Below are 14,461 nucleotides of genomic sequence, written 5' to 3'. Positions count from 1 at the left end.
ACATGGTTTTCGACGCCAAGGTGAAGCCCGCCGACCAGAAGGCCGTGCGGCAGGCCGTCGCGCAGGTCATCGACCGCGCCGGCATCGCCAAGGACGCCTACGACGACACCGTGGCGCCGCTCTACTCGATGGTCGGCAACGGCATCGAGGGCCACACCGAGGCCTTCAAGGACAAGTACGGCGCGCCCGACACCGCCAAGGCCAAGGCGCTGCTCGACGCCGCCGGCATCAAGACCCCGGTGAACCTCGCCTACTCCTGGACGCCCACCCACTACGGCGCCGCGTCCGCCGACGAGGCCACCGCCATCAAGCGGCAGCTGGAGGCCACCGGCCTGTTCAAGGTCACCCTCAGCTCCACCGAGTGGCAGCAGTACCAGAAGGACGAGAAGTCGGACACGTACGCCTCGTACATGATCGGCTGGTACCCGGACCTGCCGGACCCCGACAACGACGTCGCGCCGTTCCTGACCAAGGAGCCCTTCCTCGGCACCGGCTACCTCAACCCGCAGATCCTGACCCTGCTCAGCAAGGAGCAGGGCACGGACGACAAGACCGTCCGCGACCAGGCCTTCGCCGACATCCAGAAGATCGTGGCGGAGGACGTCCCGATCATCCCGCTGTGGCAGGGCAAGCAGACCGTCGTGATCCGCGACGGGGTCACCGGCGCCGACAAGGCGCTCGACCCGACGATGTTCCGGTTCTACGAACTCGGCACGAAGTGAGCGGTGGCCGGCCCGCGGGGGAGTGACCCCCGCGGGCCGGCCCGGCCCGCGGCGCCAGCGCCGCGCATCCCGTCGTCCCCGGTCCGGGCCACTCCGGACAGCCACCGGAAAGTCACCGCATGAGCAACACGAGCAAGCAGTCGGGCTCGCTGCGCCGCTACGTCCTCACCCGGATCGCACTCGCCGTGCCCATGGTGCTGATCCTGCTGATCCTGGTCTTCGTGATGATGCGGGTGGCCCCCGGCGACCCCATCTCGTCGTCGCAGGGCGGCAAGCTGAACGCCACCGAACTCGCCGCCCGGCGGCACGCGGCCGGCTTCGACGCCCCGCTCTACCAGCAGTTCTGGGACTACCTGAAGTCGGTCGTCACCCTGAACTTCGGCACCACCTTCTCCGACCGCCGCAGCGTGCGGGACATCCTCGTCGAGAACGGCGGCGCCACCCTCACCCTGACCGCGGGCGCCCTGGTCTTCGCCGCCGTCATCGGCATCCCCGTCGGGCTGCTCTGCGGCCGCTACCGGGACAGCGCCGTCGACGTCATCGGCCGGCTGGCCAGCATCCTCAGCTACGCCTCCCCGGTCATCGTCACCGCACCGCTGCTCATGCTCGCGTTCGGCACCACCTCCGGGCAGGCGTCCCCGCTGATCCAGCTCAACGTGCCCACCCAGACGCACATCCTGATCATCGACGCGGCCCTGGACGGCGACTGGGACGCGGTCGGCGACATCCTCCAGCACCTGCTGCTGCCGTCCGTCGCGCTCGGCCTGCTGATCGTCGGCGTCTTCATCCGGATGATCCGCATCAACCTCATCCAGTCGCTCCAGGGCGACTACATCGAGGCGGCCCGCGCCCGCGGGGTCCGGGAACGGCACGTCGTCGCCCGGCACGGCTTCCGCAACGCCCTGGTGCCGGTCATCACCGTGCTCGGCCTCCAGGTCGCCATGCTGCTCGGCGGCGCGGTGCTCACCGAGCGGATCTTCAACTGGCCCGGCATCGGCCGCCAGCTGATCGACTACATCAACCAGCGCGACTACGTCGCCGTGCAGGGCATCGTCACCGTCTTCGCCCTGGCCGTCGTCGTGATCAGCCTGCTGATCGACTTCGTGAACGCGCTGATCGACCCGAGGGTGCGCTACTGATGGCCACGACGACTCTCCCCAACGGCCCGATCGAGCCCACCGAACCGGCCCCGTCCGGCACCCCCGGCCCCGGCGGCACCCGCTTCGGCGGACTGCGCCGGATCACCGCCGCGGTCCGCGAGGCCCACGGCGTGCCCAAGTTCATGCTGTGGTCCGGCGGGATCATCTCGCTGCTGTTCGTGATCACCGCGGTCTTCGCGCCACTCATCGCCCCGTACGACTTCGACACCTACCGCGACGGCGGGAAGAACTTCCCCAAGCAGGGCGCACCCGACGGCGACCACTGGTTCGGCACCACCGTGCAGAGCCTCGACGTGCTCTCCCGCACCATCTACGGCGCCCGCACCGCCCTGGAGGTGATGGTCCTCGCCGTCGTCTTCTCGCTCGTCATCGGCGTGCTGCTGGGCCTGCTGTCCGGCTACTTCGGCGGCTGGCTGGACCGCATCCTGGTGCTGGTGATGGACGCGCTGTTCGCCTTCCCGTACCTGCTGCTCGCGATCGTGGCGAGCTTCGTCTTCTCGGGCATCTCCGGCGGCGCGGTCGTCACCGCGGCGCTGTCCATCACGGTGGTCTACATCCCGCAGTACTACCGGGTGGTGCGCGCCTCCGCGCTGTCCGCCCGCGAGGCCACCTTCGTCGAGGCCGCCCGCGCCATGGGCGCCAAGCCCTCGGTGGTGATCCGCAAGTACCTGTTCGGCAACGTCATCCAGTCCGTGCCGGTCATCACCACCATGAACGCCGCCGACGGCATCGGCACCCTCGCGGGCCTGGGCTTCCTGGGCCTGGGCATCCAGCCCACCGACGCCGCCGAATGGGGCTACGACCTGGAGCGCGCGATCGACGACGTCAACGCCGGCATGTGGTGGACCTGTCTCTACCCGGGTCTGGCCATGGTCATCGCGATCCTCGGCTTCACCCTCCTCGGCGAAGGCCTCAACGACGTGCTCAACCCGACCATGCGCCGCCGCAGGATCCGCAAGGTACTGCTCCCCGCCCACACCAGGCGCCGTACCGTCACGGCTCCCGAACTGCCCGACGCGTCCGAAGGCGAGGCCGTCAAGTGACCGAACCCGTCCTGTCCGTCCGGGACCTGCGCGTCTGGTACGGCACCGACCGCGGCGCGGTCCGTGCCGTGGACGGCGTCAGCTTCGACGTCCGGCCCGGCGAGACCCTCGGCCTGGTCGGCGAGTCCGGCTGCGGCAAGTCCACCCTCGGCCGCGGCGTGCTGGGCCTGACCCCGTCCGCCGCCGCCGTCGACGGCGAGGTCGTGCTGCGCAGCCCCGGCGCCGCCGGCCGCGACCTCGTCGGCCTGCCCGCCAAGGAGCTGCAGAAGCTGCGCGGCCCCGAACTCGGGCTGATCTTCCAGGAGCCGATGACCCGGCTCAACCCGCTCATGCGGATCTCCCAGCACTTCGAGGAAGCGCTGCGCGCCCACCACAAGGACCTGCCCAAGAAGGAGATCCGGGCCCGCGCCCTGGAGGCGCTGCGCGGCATGGGCATCCCGGAGAGCCGCTACGCCAGCTACCCGCACGAGTTCTCCGGCGGCATGCGGCAGCGCATCATGATCGCGCTGGCGCTCGTGCTGCGGCCCGCGTTCATCGTCGCCGACGAACCGACCACCGCGCTCGACGTGCTGGTCGAGGCGCAGATCATCAAGATCCTCGCCGACCTGCGGAAGAACTTCGACACCTCGCTCGTCCTCATCACCCACAACCTCGGCATCGTCGCCGAGGCCTGCGACCGCGTCGCCGTGATGTACGCCGGGCACATCGTCGAACAGGGCGACGCCCGCGAGGTCTTCGCCCGCCCGCAGCACCCGTACACCAAGGAGCTGCTGCGCTCCACCATCTCGCTGGCCACCACCGGGCTGCACTTCATCCCGGGCAGCCCGCCGGACCTGGTGGAGCCGCCGACCGGCTGCCGCTTCCACCCGCGCTGCCCGGTCGCGATGCGCGGCTGCGCCGAGATCGAGCCGCCCGAGGTGCGGCTGCCCACCGGGGTCACCAGCGCGTGCTGGCAGCAGGCGCTGGACGTCGCGCCCGAACTCGCCGACGAGCTGGGACCGGACGGGCGCGAAGCGCTCCACGCCGTAGAGGAGATCAGCGTTGCTGACGAAGCCTGACATCGAGCCGGCCGGCGACGGCGCCCCCGGCGACGCCGGCGAGCCGCTGGTCGAGGCGTCCGGCCTCGAAGTGCACTTCGGCCTGCGCGGCCGGCTGCTGGGCCGCTTCACCGGGCAGGCCGCGGGCGGCGCCGTGCGCGCCGTCGACGGCATCGACCTGCGGCTGCGCAAGGGCGAGGTGCTCGGCCTGGTCGGCGAGTCCGGCTCCGGCAAGACCACGCTGGGCCGCACCCTGATCGGCCTGACCAAGGCCACCGGCGGATCCGTCCGCTACCGCGGCCAGGACATCACCGGGCTCGGCGAACGGCAGCTGCGGCCGATGCGCCGCCGCCTGCAGATGGTCTTCCAGGACCCGCACGCCTCGCTCAACCCGTCGATGGACATCCGCACCGCGGTCGGCCACCCGCTGCGCATCCACAACCTCGTCTCCACCGAGGCCGAGTACGAGGCCCGCGTCGTGGACGCGCTGGAGCGCGTCGGCCTGACCCCGCCGGAGCGCTACCTCGGCAAGTTCCCCGGCGACCTGTCCGGCGGCCAGAAGCAGCGCGCGGTGCTCGCCCGCGCGATCATCGCCGAGCCCGAACTGCTCGTCGCCGACGAGCCGATCTCCATGCTGGACATGAGCGTCCGCGCCAAGATCCTCCAGCTGATGCTCGACCTCAAACGCGACCTGGACCTCACCTACGTCTACGTCACGCACGACCTGGCCAGCGCGAAGTTCTTCTGCGACACCATCGCGATCATGTACCTCGGCCGGATCGTCGAGTACGGGCCGACCGCCGAGGTCTTCGCCAACCCGCAGCACCCCTACACCGAGGCGCTGCTCGCCGCGATCCCCGAGCCCGACCCCGAGCGGGCCGTACCGCGCGAACTGCCCCGCGGCGAGATCCCGGACGCCGCCCGGCCGCCGCTGGGCTGCTCCTTCCACCCGCGCTGCCCGGTGGCCGTCGCCGGCTGCGGCTGGGAGGCCCGCGACCTGCGCACGCTGCTGGAGAACCGCTGGCTGGAGCTCGCCCCGGAGGCCGCCGAGCGCGAACGCGGGCTGTTCGCCGACGTGGAGGCGCTCGCCGTACCGGGCCTCGGCACCGCCGAGATCCAGCCCGGCCGCGGGCACACCCCCGAGGAGGTCCTGGACTTCCTGCGGGCGCTGCGTGACGAGGACGGCGCCGAGGACCGCCCGCACGAGCCGCTGTGGCGCGGTGTCGCGGACCTGCGCAGCGAGCACGGCCGCGCCGTCGTGGAGTTCGCCGCCGCCCGCGACCCGCGGCTGGCACTCGTCGCCGGCGGGGACGTCCAAGTGGCCTGCCATCTGCGGGAGTCCGTCGGCTGACCTGCGAAGGGACCGCTGCCGGAGCCGTCCGGCACTACGCATAAGGTGAACCACGCGAGCCCCGCACACCACGCGGGGCTCGCACATCTCGTGAGCCAGGCCAACAAGGCGGATCTCACGACCACGCCAGGCAAGAGGAGAACGACGAGGATGAACCGCAAGCTTCTGGTCCTGCCCGTGCTGCTGGGCGCGATGTCGCCACTGGTCACCGGGTGCGGCAGCACCAGTGTGGGAAGCAGCGGCGGCAAGCCCATCGTCGTGGGCACCACCGACAGCATCGAGCTGACCAAGGACAACCCGGCGCCGCTCGACCCGGCCACCTCCTACGACAGCGCCACCTGGAACATCTTCTACAACACCTTCCAGATGCTGCTGACCTACCAGCGCGGCAGCACCACCCCCAGCCCGGACGCGGCGTCGGAGTGCCACTACACCGACAACACCGTGCTGACGTACCAGTGCCGGATACGCGACGGCCAGCAGTTCTCCAACGGGCACCCGGTCACCGCGCAGGACGTGAAGTTCTCCGTCGACCGCATGCTGAAGATCAACTTCGCGGCCGGTCCCGCCACCCTGCTGTCCGGTGTGAAGTCCGTCGACGCTCCCGACGAGTCGACCGTGGTCTTCCACCTCAAGGCCCCCGACACGACCTTCCCGGCCAAGCTCGCCACCCCGGCCGCGGCGATCCTGGACCCCGCGGTCTACCCGGCGGACAAGCCCTACACCGGCTTCCGGCTGGTCGGCTCCGGCCCCTACACCCTCGACTCCTTCAAGGAGGCCAAGGGCGGCGACTTCAGCAAGAACGGCCATTACAAGGGCACGCTGAAGATGAACAACGACAAGATCCAGCTCAAGCTCTTCGCCGACTCCCACGCCATGGAGAAGGCGCTGAAGTCGGGCGGCATCGACGTCATGGCCCGCACCATCAGCCCGGACCAGATCAGCGGCCTGCTCGGGAGCACCGACTCCACGATCAAGACCACCGAGTCGGCCGGCGGCGAGGCCCGCTACCTCTTCCTCGACACCTCCTCGGCCGACCTCAAGACGCTCGCGGTGCGGCAGGCGCTGGCCCAGGTCATCGACCGGGACGCGATCACCCGCAACGTCTACCAGGGCACCGCCGACCCGCTGTACTCGGTCATCCCGGCCGGCATCACCAGCCACACCAACTCCTTCCACAACCGCTACGGCGACCCGTCGGTGTCCAAGGCCAAGACGCTGCTGCGCAACGCCGGGGTGACGGCGAAGGTCCCGCTGACCATCAACTACCGCCGTGACACCGGCGGCACGATGAACGGGGCCGAGGCCCAGGAGATCGCCCGGCAGCTCAACGCCAGCGGCCTGTTCACCGTCACCACCAAGAGCGAGCAGTGGAACACCTTCCTGAAGAAGGCGACCCAGCACGACTACGAGCTGTTCGCGCTGAGCTGGCTGCCCGACTTCCCGGACCCGGACAACTACCTGGCGCCGTTCTTCGACAAGGAGAACTTCCTCAACCTCGCCTACAACAACACCACGATCCAGAACACGCTGCTGCCGGCCACCCGCAAGCTCGCCGACCGCGGCACCACCGCCACGGCGTTCGGCCAGGCCCAGGACCTGATCGCCGACGACGTGCCGATGCTCCCGCTGTGGCAGGGCAAGCAGTACATCGCGGCGCGCGACGGCATCACCGGCGTGGAGTGGGCCCTCAACTCCTCCACCACCACCCAGTTCTGGGAGCTGGGCCGCGGCAAGACCGGCTGACGCCCGTCCCGGCCGCAGCACACGTCCGCAGGCGCGCCCGGTCCCCGCACGGGGGCCGGGCGCCCGGCGTTCCGGGCGCCCCCCTCCGGCCCGGGGGCCTCAGCCCGCCCCGGGGCGCACCAGCCCGCTCTCGTAGGCGTACACCGCGGCCTGCACCCGGTCGCGCAGGCCCAGCTTGGTCAGCACGTGCCCCACATGCGTCTTGACGGTGGTCTCCGACACGAACAGCTCGGCGGCGATCTCCGCGTTCGACAGGCCGCGGGCCACCAGCTTGAGCACCTCGACCTCGCGCTCGGTCAGGGCGTGCAGCGGCTGCGGCACCGAATCCTCCCCGGACGGCAGCCGCCCGGCGTACTTGTCCAGCAGCCGCCGGGTGATGCTCGGCGCGAGCATCGCCTCACCCGCGGCCACCACCCGGATCGCCTGCACCAGCTCGGCCGCCGGCGCGTCCTTGAGCAGGAAACCGCTGGCCCCCGCCCGCAGCGCCTCCACCACGTACTCGTCCAGGTCGAACGTCGTCAGCACCAGCACCTTCGCCGGGCCCGAGCGGTCGGGACCGGTGATCTGCCGGGTCGCCTCCACCCCGTCCATCCGGGGCATCCGGATGTCCATCAGGACCACGTCGGGCTGCAGCGCCCGCACCTGGTCCAGCGCCTGCTGGCCGTCCCCGGCCTCGCCCACCACCGCGATGTCGGGCTCGGCCTCCAGGATCATCCGGAAACCGGTACGCAGCAGGGGCTGATCGTCCACCAGCAGGACGCGGATCGCCACGGTCTTCCTCCGTCTTTCGCTAGACCGGACCATTCTCACCGACGACGGGCAGCGCTCCCGCGATTTCCGCCAGCGGATACGGCGGGGGAGTCCCCCCGAATTCCGGACAGAACGCCTGGTGGTCGCACCACCCGCACAGCGCGGTGCGCCGCGGCAGCCACTCCCCGCTCGCCGTCGCCGCCCGGATCGCCTCCCACAGCGCCAGCAGCCGCCGCTCCGTCCGCAGCAGGTCGGCCTCCGACGGGTCGTACGTCAGCACCTCGCCACTGCCCAGATACACCAGCTGGAGCCGCCGCGGCACCACCCCGCGCAGCCGCCACAGCACCAGCGCGTAGAACGTCATCTGGAAGAGCGGCTCGTCCCGGTACTCCGGGCGCGGGGCCTTGCCGGTCTTGTAGTCCACCACCCGCAGCTCACCGGTCGCCGGTGCCACGTCCAGCCGGTCGACATAGCCGCGCAGCGTCAGACCGGACTCCAGCACCGTCTCCACGTACAGCTCGCGCTCGGCGGGCTCCAGCCGTGTCGGATCCTCCAGGGTGAACCAGCGCTCCACCAGCGCGCCCGCGCCCTCCAGCCACTCCGCGAGCGCGGCAGGCTCCGCCGCGTCGAACAGCGCCGCCAGCTCCGGGCGGGCGGCCAGCAGCCGCTCCCACTCGCCGGGCACCAGGGCGCGGGCCCGCTGCGGGGTGCGCTCGGCGGCCGGGGCGTCGAAGAGCCGCTCCAGCACCGCGTGCACCACCGTGCCGCGGGTCGCGGCCGGGCTGGGCTTCTCCGGCAGCTTGTCGATCACCCGCAGCCGGTAGAGCAGCGGGCAGCGCATGAAGTCCGCCGCGCGGGAGGGCGAGAGCGACGACGGCGGGCGCGGGTGCCTGCCCCGCCCGGCCGTGCCCGCGCCTGCTTCGCTTTCGGTGGTCGTCCCCATGGCAGACGACCTTACGGCCTGCCACCGACAAGCCGGTGCCCGCCGGACGTAACGGAGCAATAGCATGGCTGCCGAGGCCTCGGTCACGCATGATCGGTACTGATCGCACCGGTCGGGACGGGGCGGGACCGGGATCTTCCAGCCGAGCGAGGGGAAGCAGTGAGCGAGAGCGGTGGGCCGCCGTCCGGCAAGAACGACGCCCCTGGGGGCGACCCCGCCACGGCCGCGCGCGGCCCCGGCGGAGGGCTCCTGATGGGCCGCTTCTTCGGCGTCCCCATCTACGTGGCGCCCAGCTGGTTCCTCATCGCCGCCCTGATCACCTGGGTCTTCGGCGACCAGCTGGACACCGTGCTGCCCGAACTGGGCCGGGCGCGCTACCTGGTCTCGCTGTTCTTCGCCGTCGCCTTCTACGGCTCGGTGCTCGTCCACGAGCTGGCCCACACCGTGGCCGCGCTGCGCTTCAAGCTCCCCGTGCGGCGGATCCAGCTGCAGTTCTTCGGCGGCATCTCGGAGATCGAGAAGGAGTCCGACACCCCCGGCCGGGAATTCGTCCTCGCCTTCGTCGGACCGCTGCTGTCGCTGGTGCTCGCGGGCGTCTTCTTCGGCGGCATGCAGCTCGTGGAGTCCGGCACGGTCCCCGGCGTGCTGCTCGCCGGACTGATGATCAGCAACCTCATCGTGGCGATCTTCAACTTCCTGCCCGGACTGCCGCTCGACGGCGGCCGCATGCTGCGCGCCGTCGTCTGGAAGATCAGCGGCCGCGCCATGACCGGCACCGTCGCCGCCGCCTGGGTCGGCCGGGCCCTCGCGCTCGCCGTCCTCGTCGGGCTGCCGATGCTCTCCTACGGGCGCGACGCCGGCGGCAGCGGCGTCGACTCGCTCACCGACGCCCTGCTCGCCGCGATCCTCGCCGCCATCATCTGGACCGGAGCCGGCAACAGCCTGCGCATGGCCCGGCTGCGCGAGCGGCTGCCCGCGCTGCGCGCCCGCACCCTCACCCGGCGGGCCGTCCCGGTCGCCTCCGACACCCCGCTGTCCGAGGCGCTGCGCCGCGCCAACGACGCCGGCGCCCGCGCGCTCGTCGTCGTAGACGGCCACGGCGACCCGACCGCCCTGGTGCGCGAGTCCGCGATCGTCACCACCCCCGAGCACCGCCGCCCCTGGATCGCCGTCGGCGGCCTCGCCCAGGACCTCACCCCGGGCATGCGGGTCTCCGCCGAACTGGCCGGCGAGGACCTGCTCGACCGGCTGCGCGCCACCCCCTCCACGGAGTACCTGGTCGTCGAGCCCACCGGGGAGATCTACGGCGTGCTGTCCACCTCGGACGTCGAGAAGGCCTTCATCGCGGCCATGTCCCGCCCGTAGCGCCCCCGCCAGGGGCGGACGGGCCGCTGCCGCCGGGGACGCTCCGGGGCGGCCGGAGCAGGCCCGGTACGGCCGGGGAGCGCGTCCGGTGCGGCCGGAGGCGTGCGCGGGACGGCCGGGAGCTGCGTCCGGGACGGTCGGGAGCGGGGGAAAAGCCCGATAAGGTGATCCCCATGTCCGAACCGACCGGTGCCGCCCGCCGTCGCGGGCCCTTCAGAGTCGGGGACCAGGTCCAGCTCACCGACCCCAAGGGACGCCACTACACCTTCACGCTCGAAGCCGGGAAGCAGTTCCACACCCACAAGGGCGCCTTCCCGCACGACGAGCTGATCGGTGCCCCCGAGGGCAGCGTGGTGCGTACCACGGGAAACGTCGCGTACCTCGCGCTGCGCCCGCTCCTCCCCGACTACGTCCTGTCCATGCCCCGCGGCGCCGCCGTGGTCTACCCCAAGGACGCGGGGCAGATCCTGGCCATGGCCGACATCTTCGCCGGCGCCCGCGTCGTCGAGGCCGGCGTCGGATCGGGATCGCTCAGCACCTTCCTGCTGCGTGCCATCGGCGACCACGGCATGCTGCACAGCTACGAGCGCCGCGCGGACTTCGCCGAGATCGCCTCCCAGAACGTCGAGCGCTACTTCGGCGGCCCGCACCCGGCCTGGCAGCTCACCGTCGGCGACCTCCAGGACAACCTGTCCGACACCGAGGTCGACCGCGTGATCCTGGACATGCTCGCCCCCTGGGAGTGCCTGGAGGCCGTCTCCAAGGCCCTGGTGCCCGGCGGCATCCTGTGCGCCTACGTGGCCACCACCACGCAGCTCGCCCGCACCGTCGAGTCGATCCGCGAGCACGGCAGCTTCAACGAGCCCGCCGCCTGGGAGACCATGGTGCGCACCTGGCACGTCGAGGGCCTCGCCGTCCGCCCCGACCACCGGATGATCGGCCACACCGGCTTCCTGCTCACCGCCCGCCGTCTCGCGGACGGCGTCGAGCCGCCACTGCGCCGCCGCCGCCCCGCCAAGGGCGCCTACGGCGAGGACTACACCGGTCCGGGCAGCGGCTCGGGCGCCGACAGCTAGAGCCCGGCCGCCGGGGCGCACGGATGCCGGGACGCCCGGCAGCCAGGTCCCGGCCGCCGGGGTCATGCCCCTGGGGGTACGCCGAATTTCGGCCAACTTCGGTACGACGCCGCCGGTTTGTCCGTTCCGGACAAGCCGGCGGCCCGTTTTCCGGAGCCATCCGGCAGCCCCCGCACCCCGTCCCGCGGGGCACACCCGCCCCCGCCGTTCCCGCCCGGTGTGACGTGTGGCACGATGCCCGCAACCCCCGCCGAGCGACCCCGGGAGACAGGCGAGTGCAGCCCTCCGCAGGTCAGGACGTGGACCTCCCGCACACCCGCGCCCGGAGCGTCCACTGGATCACCACCGCCGCCGCGGTCGGCGCCGTGGTGGCCGCGATAGCCGCCATCCAGCCCGCCGACGCCTCGCCGCGCACCCACACCGCGGCCGCGCCCGCCGGCCCCGAGGGGCCCGCGGCCCCCGTCGCCCCGCCCGACCCGCACGCCGCCACCTACCCGCTGACCTGCGCCCCGGGCACCTCGCCCGACGTCGTCAGCCAGGTCTCCGGCGACCTCGACGGTGACGGGCGGCCCGAGACCGCCGTCGTCGTGCGCTGCCACTCCGACACCGGCACCCCGCCCAGCGGCGTCTACGTGCTCAGCCTCCCCGCCAAGCCCGGCGGCCCGCCGCGGATCGCCGTCACCCTGGTCAGGCCGCAGGACAACCGGCAGATCCGGGACTTCCGGCTGGAGGACGGCACCGTCAGGGCCACCGTGCTGGGCTTCTCCTCCGACAGCGTCCCGCAGTGCTGCCCCGACATGAGCCGCACCTACACCTGGGAATGGCGCGGCGACCGCTACGTCGCCCTGCCCGGCCCCGCCCCGAACACCGTCTGAGGCAGCCCGCGCGGCCCCCGCCCGGGGCCGCGCCGAGCGGCTACTCGGCGTCGGGCCCGTACACCTCGACGCGGTCGGCCACCCGGCGCACATGGATGCAGTCGCCGGGACACTCCTTGGCGGAGTCCACCACGTCCCGCAGCAGGGGCAGCGGGACGGGTACGGTGGCCCCGGGCGTCTGGACCAGCTCGTCGTCCGCGTCCTTCACGTAGGCCAGACCGTCGATGTCCAGCTCGAACACGTCCGGCGCGTACTGCACACAGATCCCGTCGCCGGTGCACAGATCCTGGTCGATCCAGACCTCGAGCGCCTCAGCCGCCTCAGCCGTCTCGTTGCTCACGGAAACTCATCCCTGCCGTTGGTCGTTCAGGAAGCAACCGGCCCATCCGGCTGTTGACCGAATCGACGATACAACCGGCTGCTTTCCGGGCGCGCTCGGTGGGTATCTCAGTGGCGGAGGGACGTGCGCAAGGGTGAAGATCGGACACACCGCGATCGTCTTTGTGATCTAGGGGTTTCAACCCCCACCAGCCCAGGTAGGGTCTGGAAACGTCCAGCTCCCCTTGGAGGAGGTGAGGACCGTGGCGGCCCACGACGACGACATCAACCGTGGCGGCCGACCCGCTCGGGGTTCGGAAGAACCCATGAGCCAGGTCGCCTTTCTTGAGCAGGAGATCGCCGTCCTGCGACGCAAGCTCGCCGACTCTCCGCGGCACACGAGGATTCTCGAGGAGCGGATCGTCGAGCTGCAGACCAATCTGTCCGGCGTGTCCGCGCAGAACGAACGGCTGGCGGGCACCCTCCGCGAGGCCCGCGACCAGATCGTGGCCCTCAAGGAGGAGGTCGACCGGCTCGCGCAGCCGCCGGCCGGCTTCGGCGTCTTCCTGCAGGCCAACGACGACGGCACGGCGGACATCTTCACCGGCGGGCGCAAGCTCCGGGTGAACGTCAGCCCGTCCGTCGACCTCGACGAGCTCCGGCGCGGCCAGGAACTGCTGCTCAACGAGGCGCTCAACGTGGTCGAGGCCATGGAGTTCGAGCGCATCGGCGACATCGTCACCCTCAAGGAGATCCTGGAGGACGGCGAGCGGGCCCTGGTCATCGGCCACACCGACGAGGAGCGCGTGGTCCGGCTCGCCGAACCGCTGCTCGACGGCACCCTGCGCACCGGCGACGCCCTGTTGCTCGAACCCCGCTCCGGCTACGTGTACGAGCGCGTGCCCAAGAGCGAGGTCGAGGAGCTGGTGCTCGAAGAGGTCCCCGACATCGACTACCGCCAGATCGGCGGCCTCGGCAACCAGATCGAGCAGATCCGCGACGCGGTGGAGCTGCCCTACCTGCACGCCGACCTGTTCAAGGAATACGAACTGCGCCCGCCCAAGGGCGTACTCCTCTACGGCCCGCCCGGCTGCGGCAAGACGCTCATCGCCAAGGCCGTGGCCAACTCGCTGGCCAAGAAGGTCGCCGAGGTCACCGGCCAGCCGCAGGGCAAGAGCTACTTCCTGAACATCAAGGGCCCCGAGCTGCTGAACAAGTACGTCGGCGAGACCGAGCGGCAGATCCGCCTGGTCTTCCAGCGGGCCCGCGAGAAGGCCAGCGAGGGCACCCCCGTCATCGTCTTCTTCGACGAGATGGAGTCGCTCTTCCGCACCCGCGGCAGCGGCGTCAGCTCCGACGTGGAGAACACCATCGTCCCCCAGCTGCTCGCCGAGATCGACGGCGTCGAGGGCCTGGAGAACGTCATCGTGATCGGCGCCTCCAACCGCGAGGACATGATCGACCCGGCCATCCTGCGCCCCGGCCGGCTGGACGTGAAGATCAAGATCGAGCGTCCGGACGCCGAGGCGGCCAAGGACATCTTCTCGAAGTACCTCCTGGACACCCTCCCGCTGCACGGCGACGACCTCGCCGAGCACGGCGGGTCGCCCGCGGCCACCGTCGACGCGATGATCCAGTCGGTCGTCGAGCGGATGTACTCCGAGACCGAGGAGAACCGCTTCCTGGAGGTCACCTACGCCAACGGTGACAAGGAAGTCCTGTTCTTCAAGGACTTCAACTCCGGCGCCATGATCCAGAACATCGTGGACCGGGCCAAGAAGATGGCGATCAAGGCCTTCCTCGACCACGAACAGCGCGGAATGCGGGTCTCCCACCTGCTCGCCGCCTGCGTGGACGAGTTCAAGGAGAACGAGGACCTGCCCAACACCACCAACCCCGACGACTGGGCCCGCATCTCCGGAAAGAAGGGCGAGCGGATCGTGTTCATCCGCACCCTGGTGACCGGAAAGCAGGGCGCGGACACCGGACGATCCATCGACACCGTGGCGAATACCGGACAGTATCTGTAGGCACTACCCTCCGGCTGCGGGTCCCCACAGCGGGCACCCGCAGCC

At 71.2% G+C, this 14,461-nt stretch carries 13 protein-coding genes; 10 read left to right on the top strand and 3 right to left on the bottom strand.

Annotated elements, in window-relative coordinates; translation table 11 throughout:
- The 6 genes from ACWERV_RS31870 to ACWERV_RS31845 all read left to right on the top strand — a co-directional run.
- Positions 1-722: ABC transporter substrate-binding protein (locus ACWERV_RS31870; RefSeq protein WP_452939709.1), on the top strand; the 722-nt coding region annotated here is incomplete at its 5' end.
- Between the two features lie 119 nt (positions 723-841).
- Complete coding sequence (locus ACWERV_RS31865) at positions 842-1,861, top strand: ABC transporter permease (RefSeq protein WP_398180738.1); 1,020 nt, start codon at positions 842-844, stop codon at positions 1,859-1,861.
- Entirely contained in the window at positions 1,861-2,925 is a 1,065-nt protein-coding gene (locus tag ACWERV_RS31860; protein WP_452939706.1) for an ABC transporter permease, read from the top strand. Before ACWERV_RS31865 ends, ACWERV_RS31860 begins: the two co-directional genes overlap by 1 nt.
- Positions 2,922-3,983, top strand: coding sequence for an ABC transporter ATP-binding protein (locus tag ACWERV_RS31855; RefSeq protein WP_452939703.1), 1,062 nt, complete (start codon positions 2,922-2,924; stop codon positions 3,981-3,983). Before ACWERV_RS31860 ends, ACWERV_RS31855 begins: the two co-directional genes overlap by 4 nt.
- Positions 3,967-5,313: an ABC transporter ATP-binding protein gene (locus ACWERV_RS31850; protein WP_398180729.1), complete on the top strand. Its 1,347-nt coding sequence runs from the start codon at positions 3,967-3,969 to the stop codon at positions 5,311-5,313. Before ACWERV_RS31855 ends, ACWERV_RS31850 begins: the two co-directional genes overlap by 17 nt.
- 150 nt (positions 5,314-5,463) lie before the next feature.
- Positions 5,464-7,059 carry an ABC transporter substrate-binding protein gene (locus tag ACWERV_RS31845; RefSeq protein ID WP_452939700.1) on the top strand — a complete coding sequence of 532 codons (1,596 nt, stop codon included), beginning with the start codon at positions 5,464-5,466 and terminating at the stop codon, positions 7,057-7,059.
- Positions 7,060-7,158: 99 nt separating this feature from the next.
- Here the strand turns inward: ACWERV_RS31845 and ACWERV_RS31840 are convergent, their stop codons facing one another.
- Both ACWERV_RS31840 and ACWERV_RS31835 read right to left on the bottom strand, forming a co-directional pair.
- Positions 7,159-7,830 carry a response regulator gene (locus ACWERV_RS31840; protein ID WP_452939697.1) on the bottom strand — a complete coding sequence of 224 codons (672 nt, stop codon included), beginning with the start codon at positions 7,828-7,830 and terminating at the stop codon, positions 7,159-7,161.
- Positions 7,831-7,849: 19 nt separating this feature from the next.
- Positions 7,850-8,752 (bottom strand): RecB family exonuclease, encoded by a 903-nt coding sequence (locus ACWERV_RS31835; protein WP_398180720.1) that lies wholly within the window; start codon positions 8,750-8,752, stop codon positions 7,850-7,852.
- Positions 8,753-8,911: 159 nt separating this feature from the next.
- Here ACWERV_RS31835 and ACWERV_RS31830 point away from each other — a divergent pair, with 159 nt between their 5' ends.
- The 3 genes from ACWERV_RS31830 to ACWERV_RS31820 all read left to right on the top strand — a co-directional run bounded on the left by ACWERV_RS31830 (position 8,912) and on the right by ACWERV_RS31820 (position 12,068).
- The gene (locus ACWERV_RS31830; protein ID WP_398180717.1) at positions 8,912-10,117 is read left to right on the top strand and encodes a site-2 protease family protein; all 1,206 of its coding nucleotides are present in this window, start codon (positions 8,912-8,914) and stop codon (positions 10,115-10,117) included.
- A gap of 173 nt (positions 10,118-10,290) precedes the next feature.
- Complete coding sequence (locus ACWERV_RS31825; protein ID WP_398180714.1) at positions 10,291-11,193, top strand: tRNA (adenine-N1)-methyltransferase; 903 nt, start codon at positions 10,291-10,293, stop codon at positions 11,191-11,193.
- A gap of 275 nt (positions 11,194-11,468) precedes the next feature.
- Complete coding sequence (locus ACWERV_RS31820; RefSeq protein WP_452939692.1) at positions 11,469-12,068, top strand: hypothetical protein; 600 nt, start codon at positions 11,469-11,471, stop codon at positions 12,066-12,068.
- Positions 12,069-12,108: 40 nt separating this feature from the next.
- On the opposite strand, the gene ACWERV_RS31815 is transcribed toward ACWERV_RS31820, so the two are convergent.
- The gene (locus tag ACWERV_RS31815) at positions 12,109-12,408 is read right to left on the bottom strand and encodes a ferredoxin (protein WP_398180708.1); all 300 of its coding nucleotides are present in this window, start codon (positions 12,406-12,408) and stop codon (positions 12,109-12,111) included.
- A 241-nt stretch (positions 12,409-12,649) separates the two neighbouring features.
- On the opposite strand from ACWERV_RS31815, the gene arc reads away from it, so the two are divergent.
- On the top strand, positions 12,650-14,416 hold the full coding sequence (gene arc / locus ACWERV_RS31810; RefSeq protein WP_398180705.1) for a proteasome ATPase: 1,767 nt from the start codon (positions 12,650-12,652) through the stop codon (positions 14,414-14,416).
- Positions 14,417-14,461: the final 45 nt, after the last annotated feature.

The sequence above is a fragment of the Streptomyces sp. NPDC004031 genome (genome assembly GCF_053604375.1).
Note: the sequence above shows the minus strand (reverse complement) of the source record. Positions and strands in the feature narration are given on the sequence as shown.

Excerpts from the sequence above, each read along its gene's own strand:
- ACWERV_RS31860 (WP_452939706.1), top strand. The coding sequence starts at position 1,861 with ATGGCCACGACGACTCTCCCCAACGGCCCGATCGAGCCCACCGAACCG.
- ACWERV_RS31865 (WP_398180738.1), top strand. The coding sequence starts at position 842 with ATGAGCAACACGAGCAAGCAGTCGGGCTCGCTGCGCCGCTACGTCCTC.
- ACWERV_RS31845 (WP_452939700.1), top strand. The coding sequence starts at position 5,464 with ATGAACCGCAAGCTTCTGGTCCTGCCCGTGCTGCTGGGCGCGATGTCG.
- ACWERV_RS31835 (WP_398180720.1), bottom strand. The coding sequence starts at position 8,752 with ATGGGGACGACCACCGAAAGCGAAGCAGGCGCGGGCACGGCCGGGCGG.
- ACWERV_RS31825 (WP_398180714.1), top strand. The coding sequence starts at position 10,291 with ATGTCCGAACCGACCGGTGCCGCCCGCCGTCGCGGGCCCTTCAGAGTC.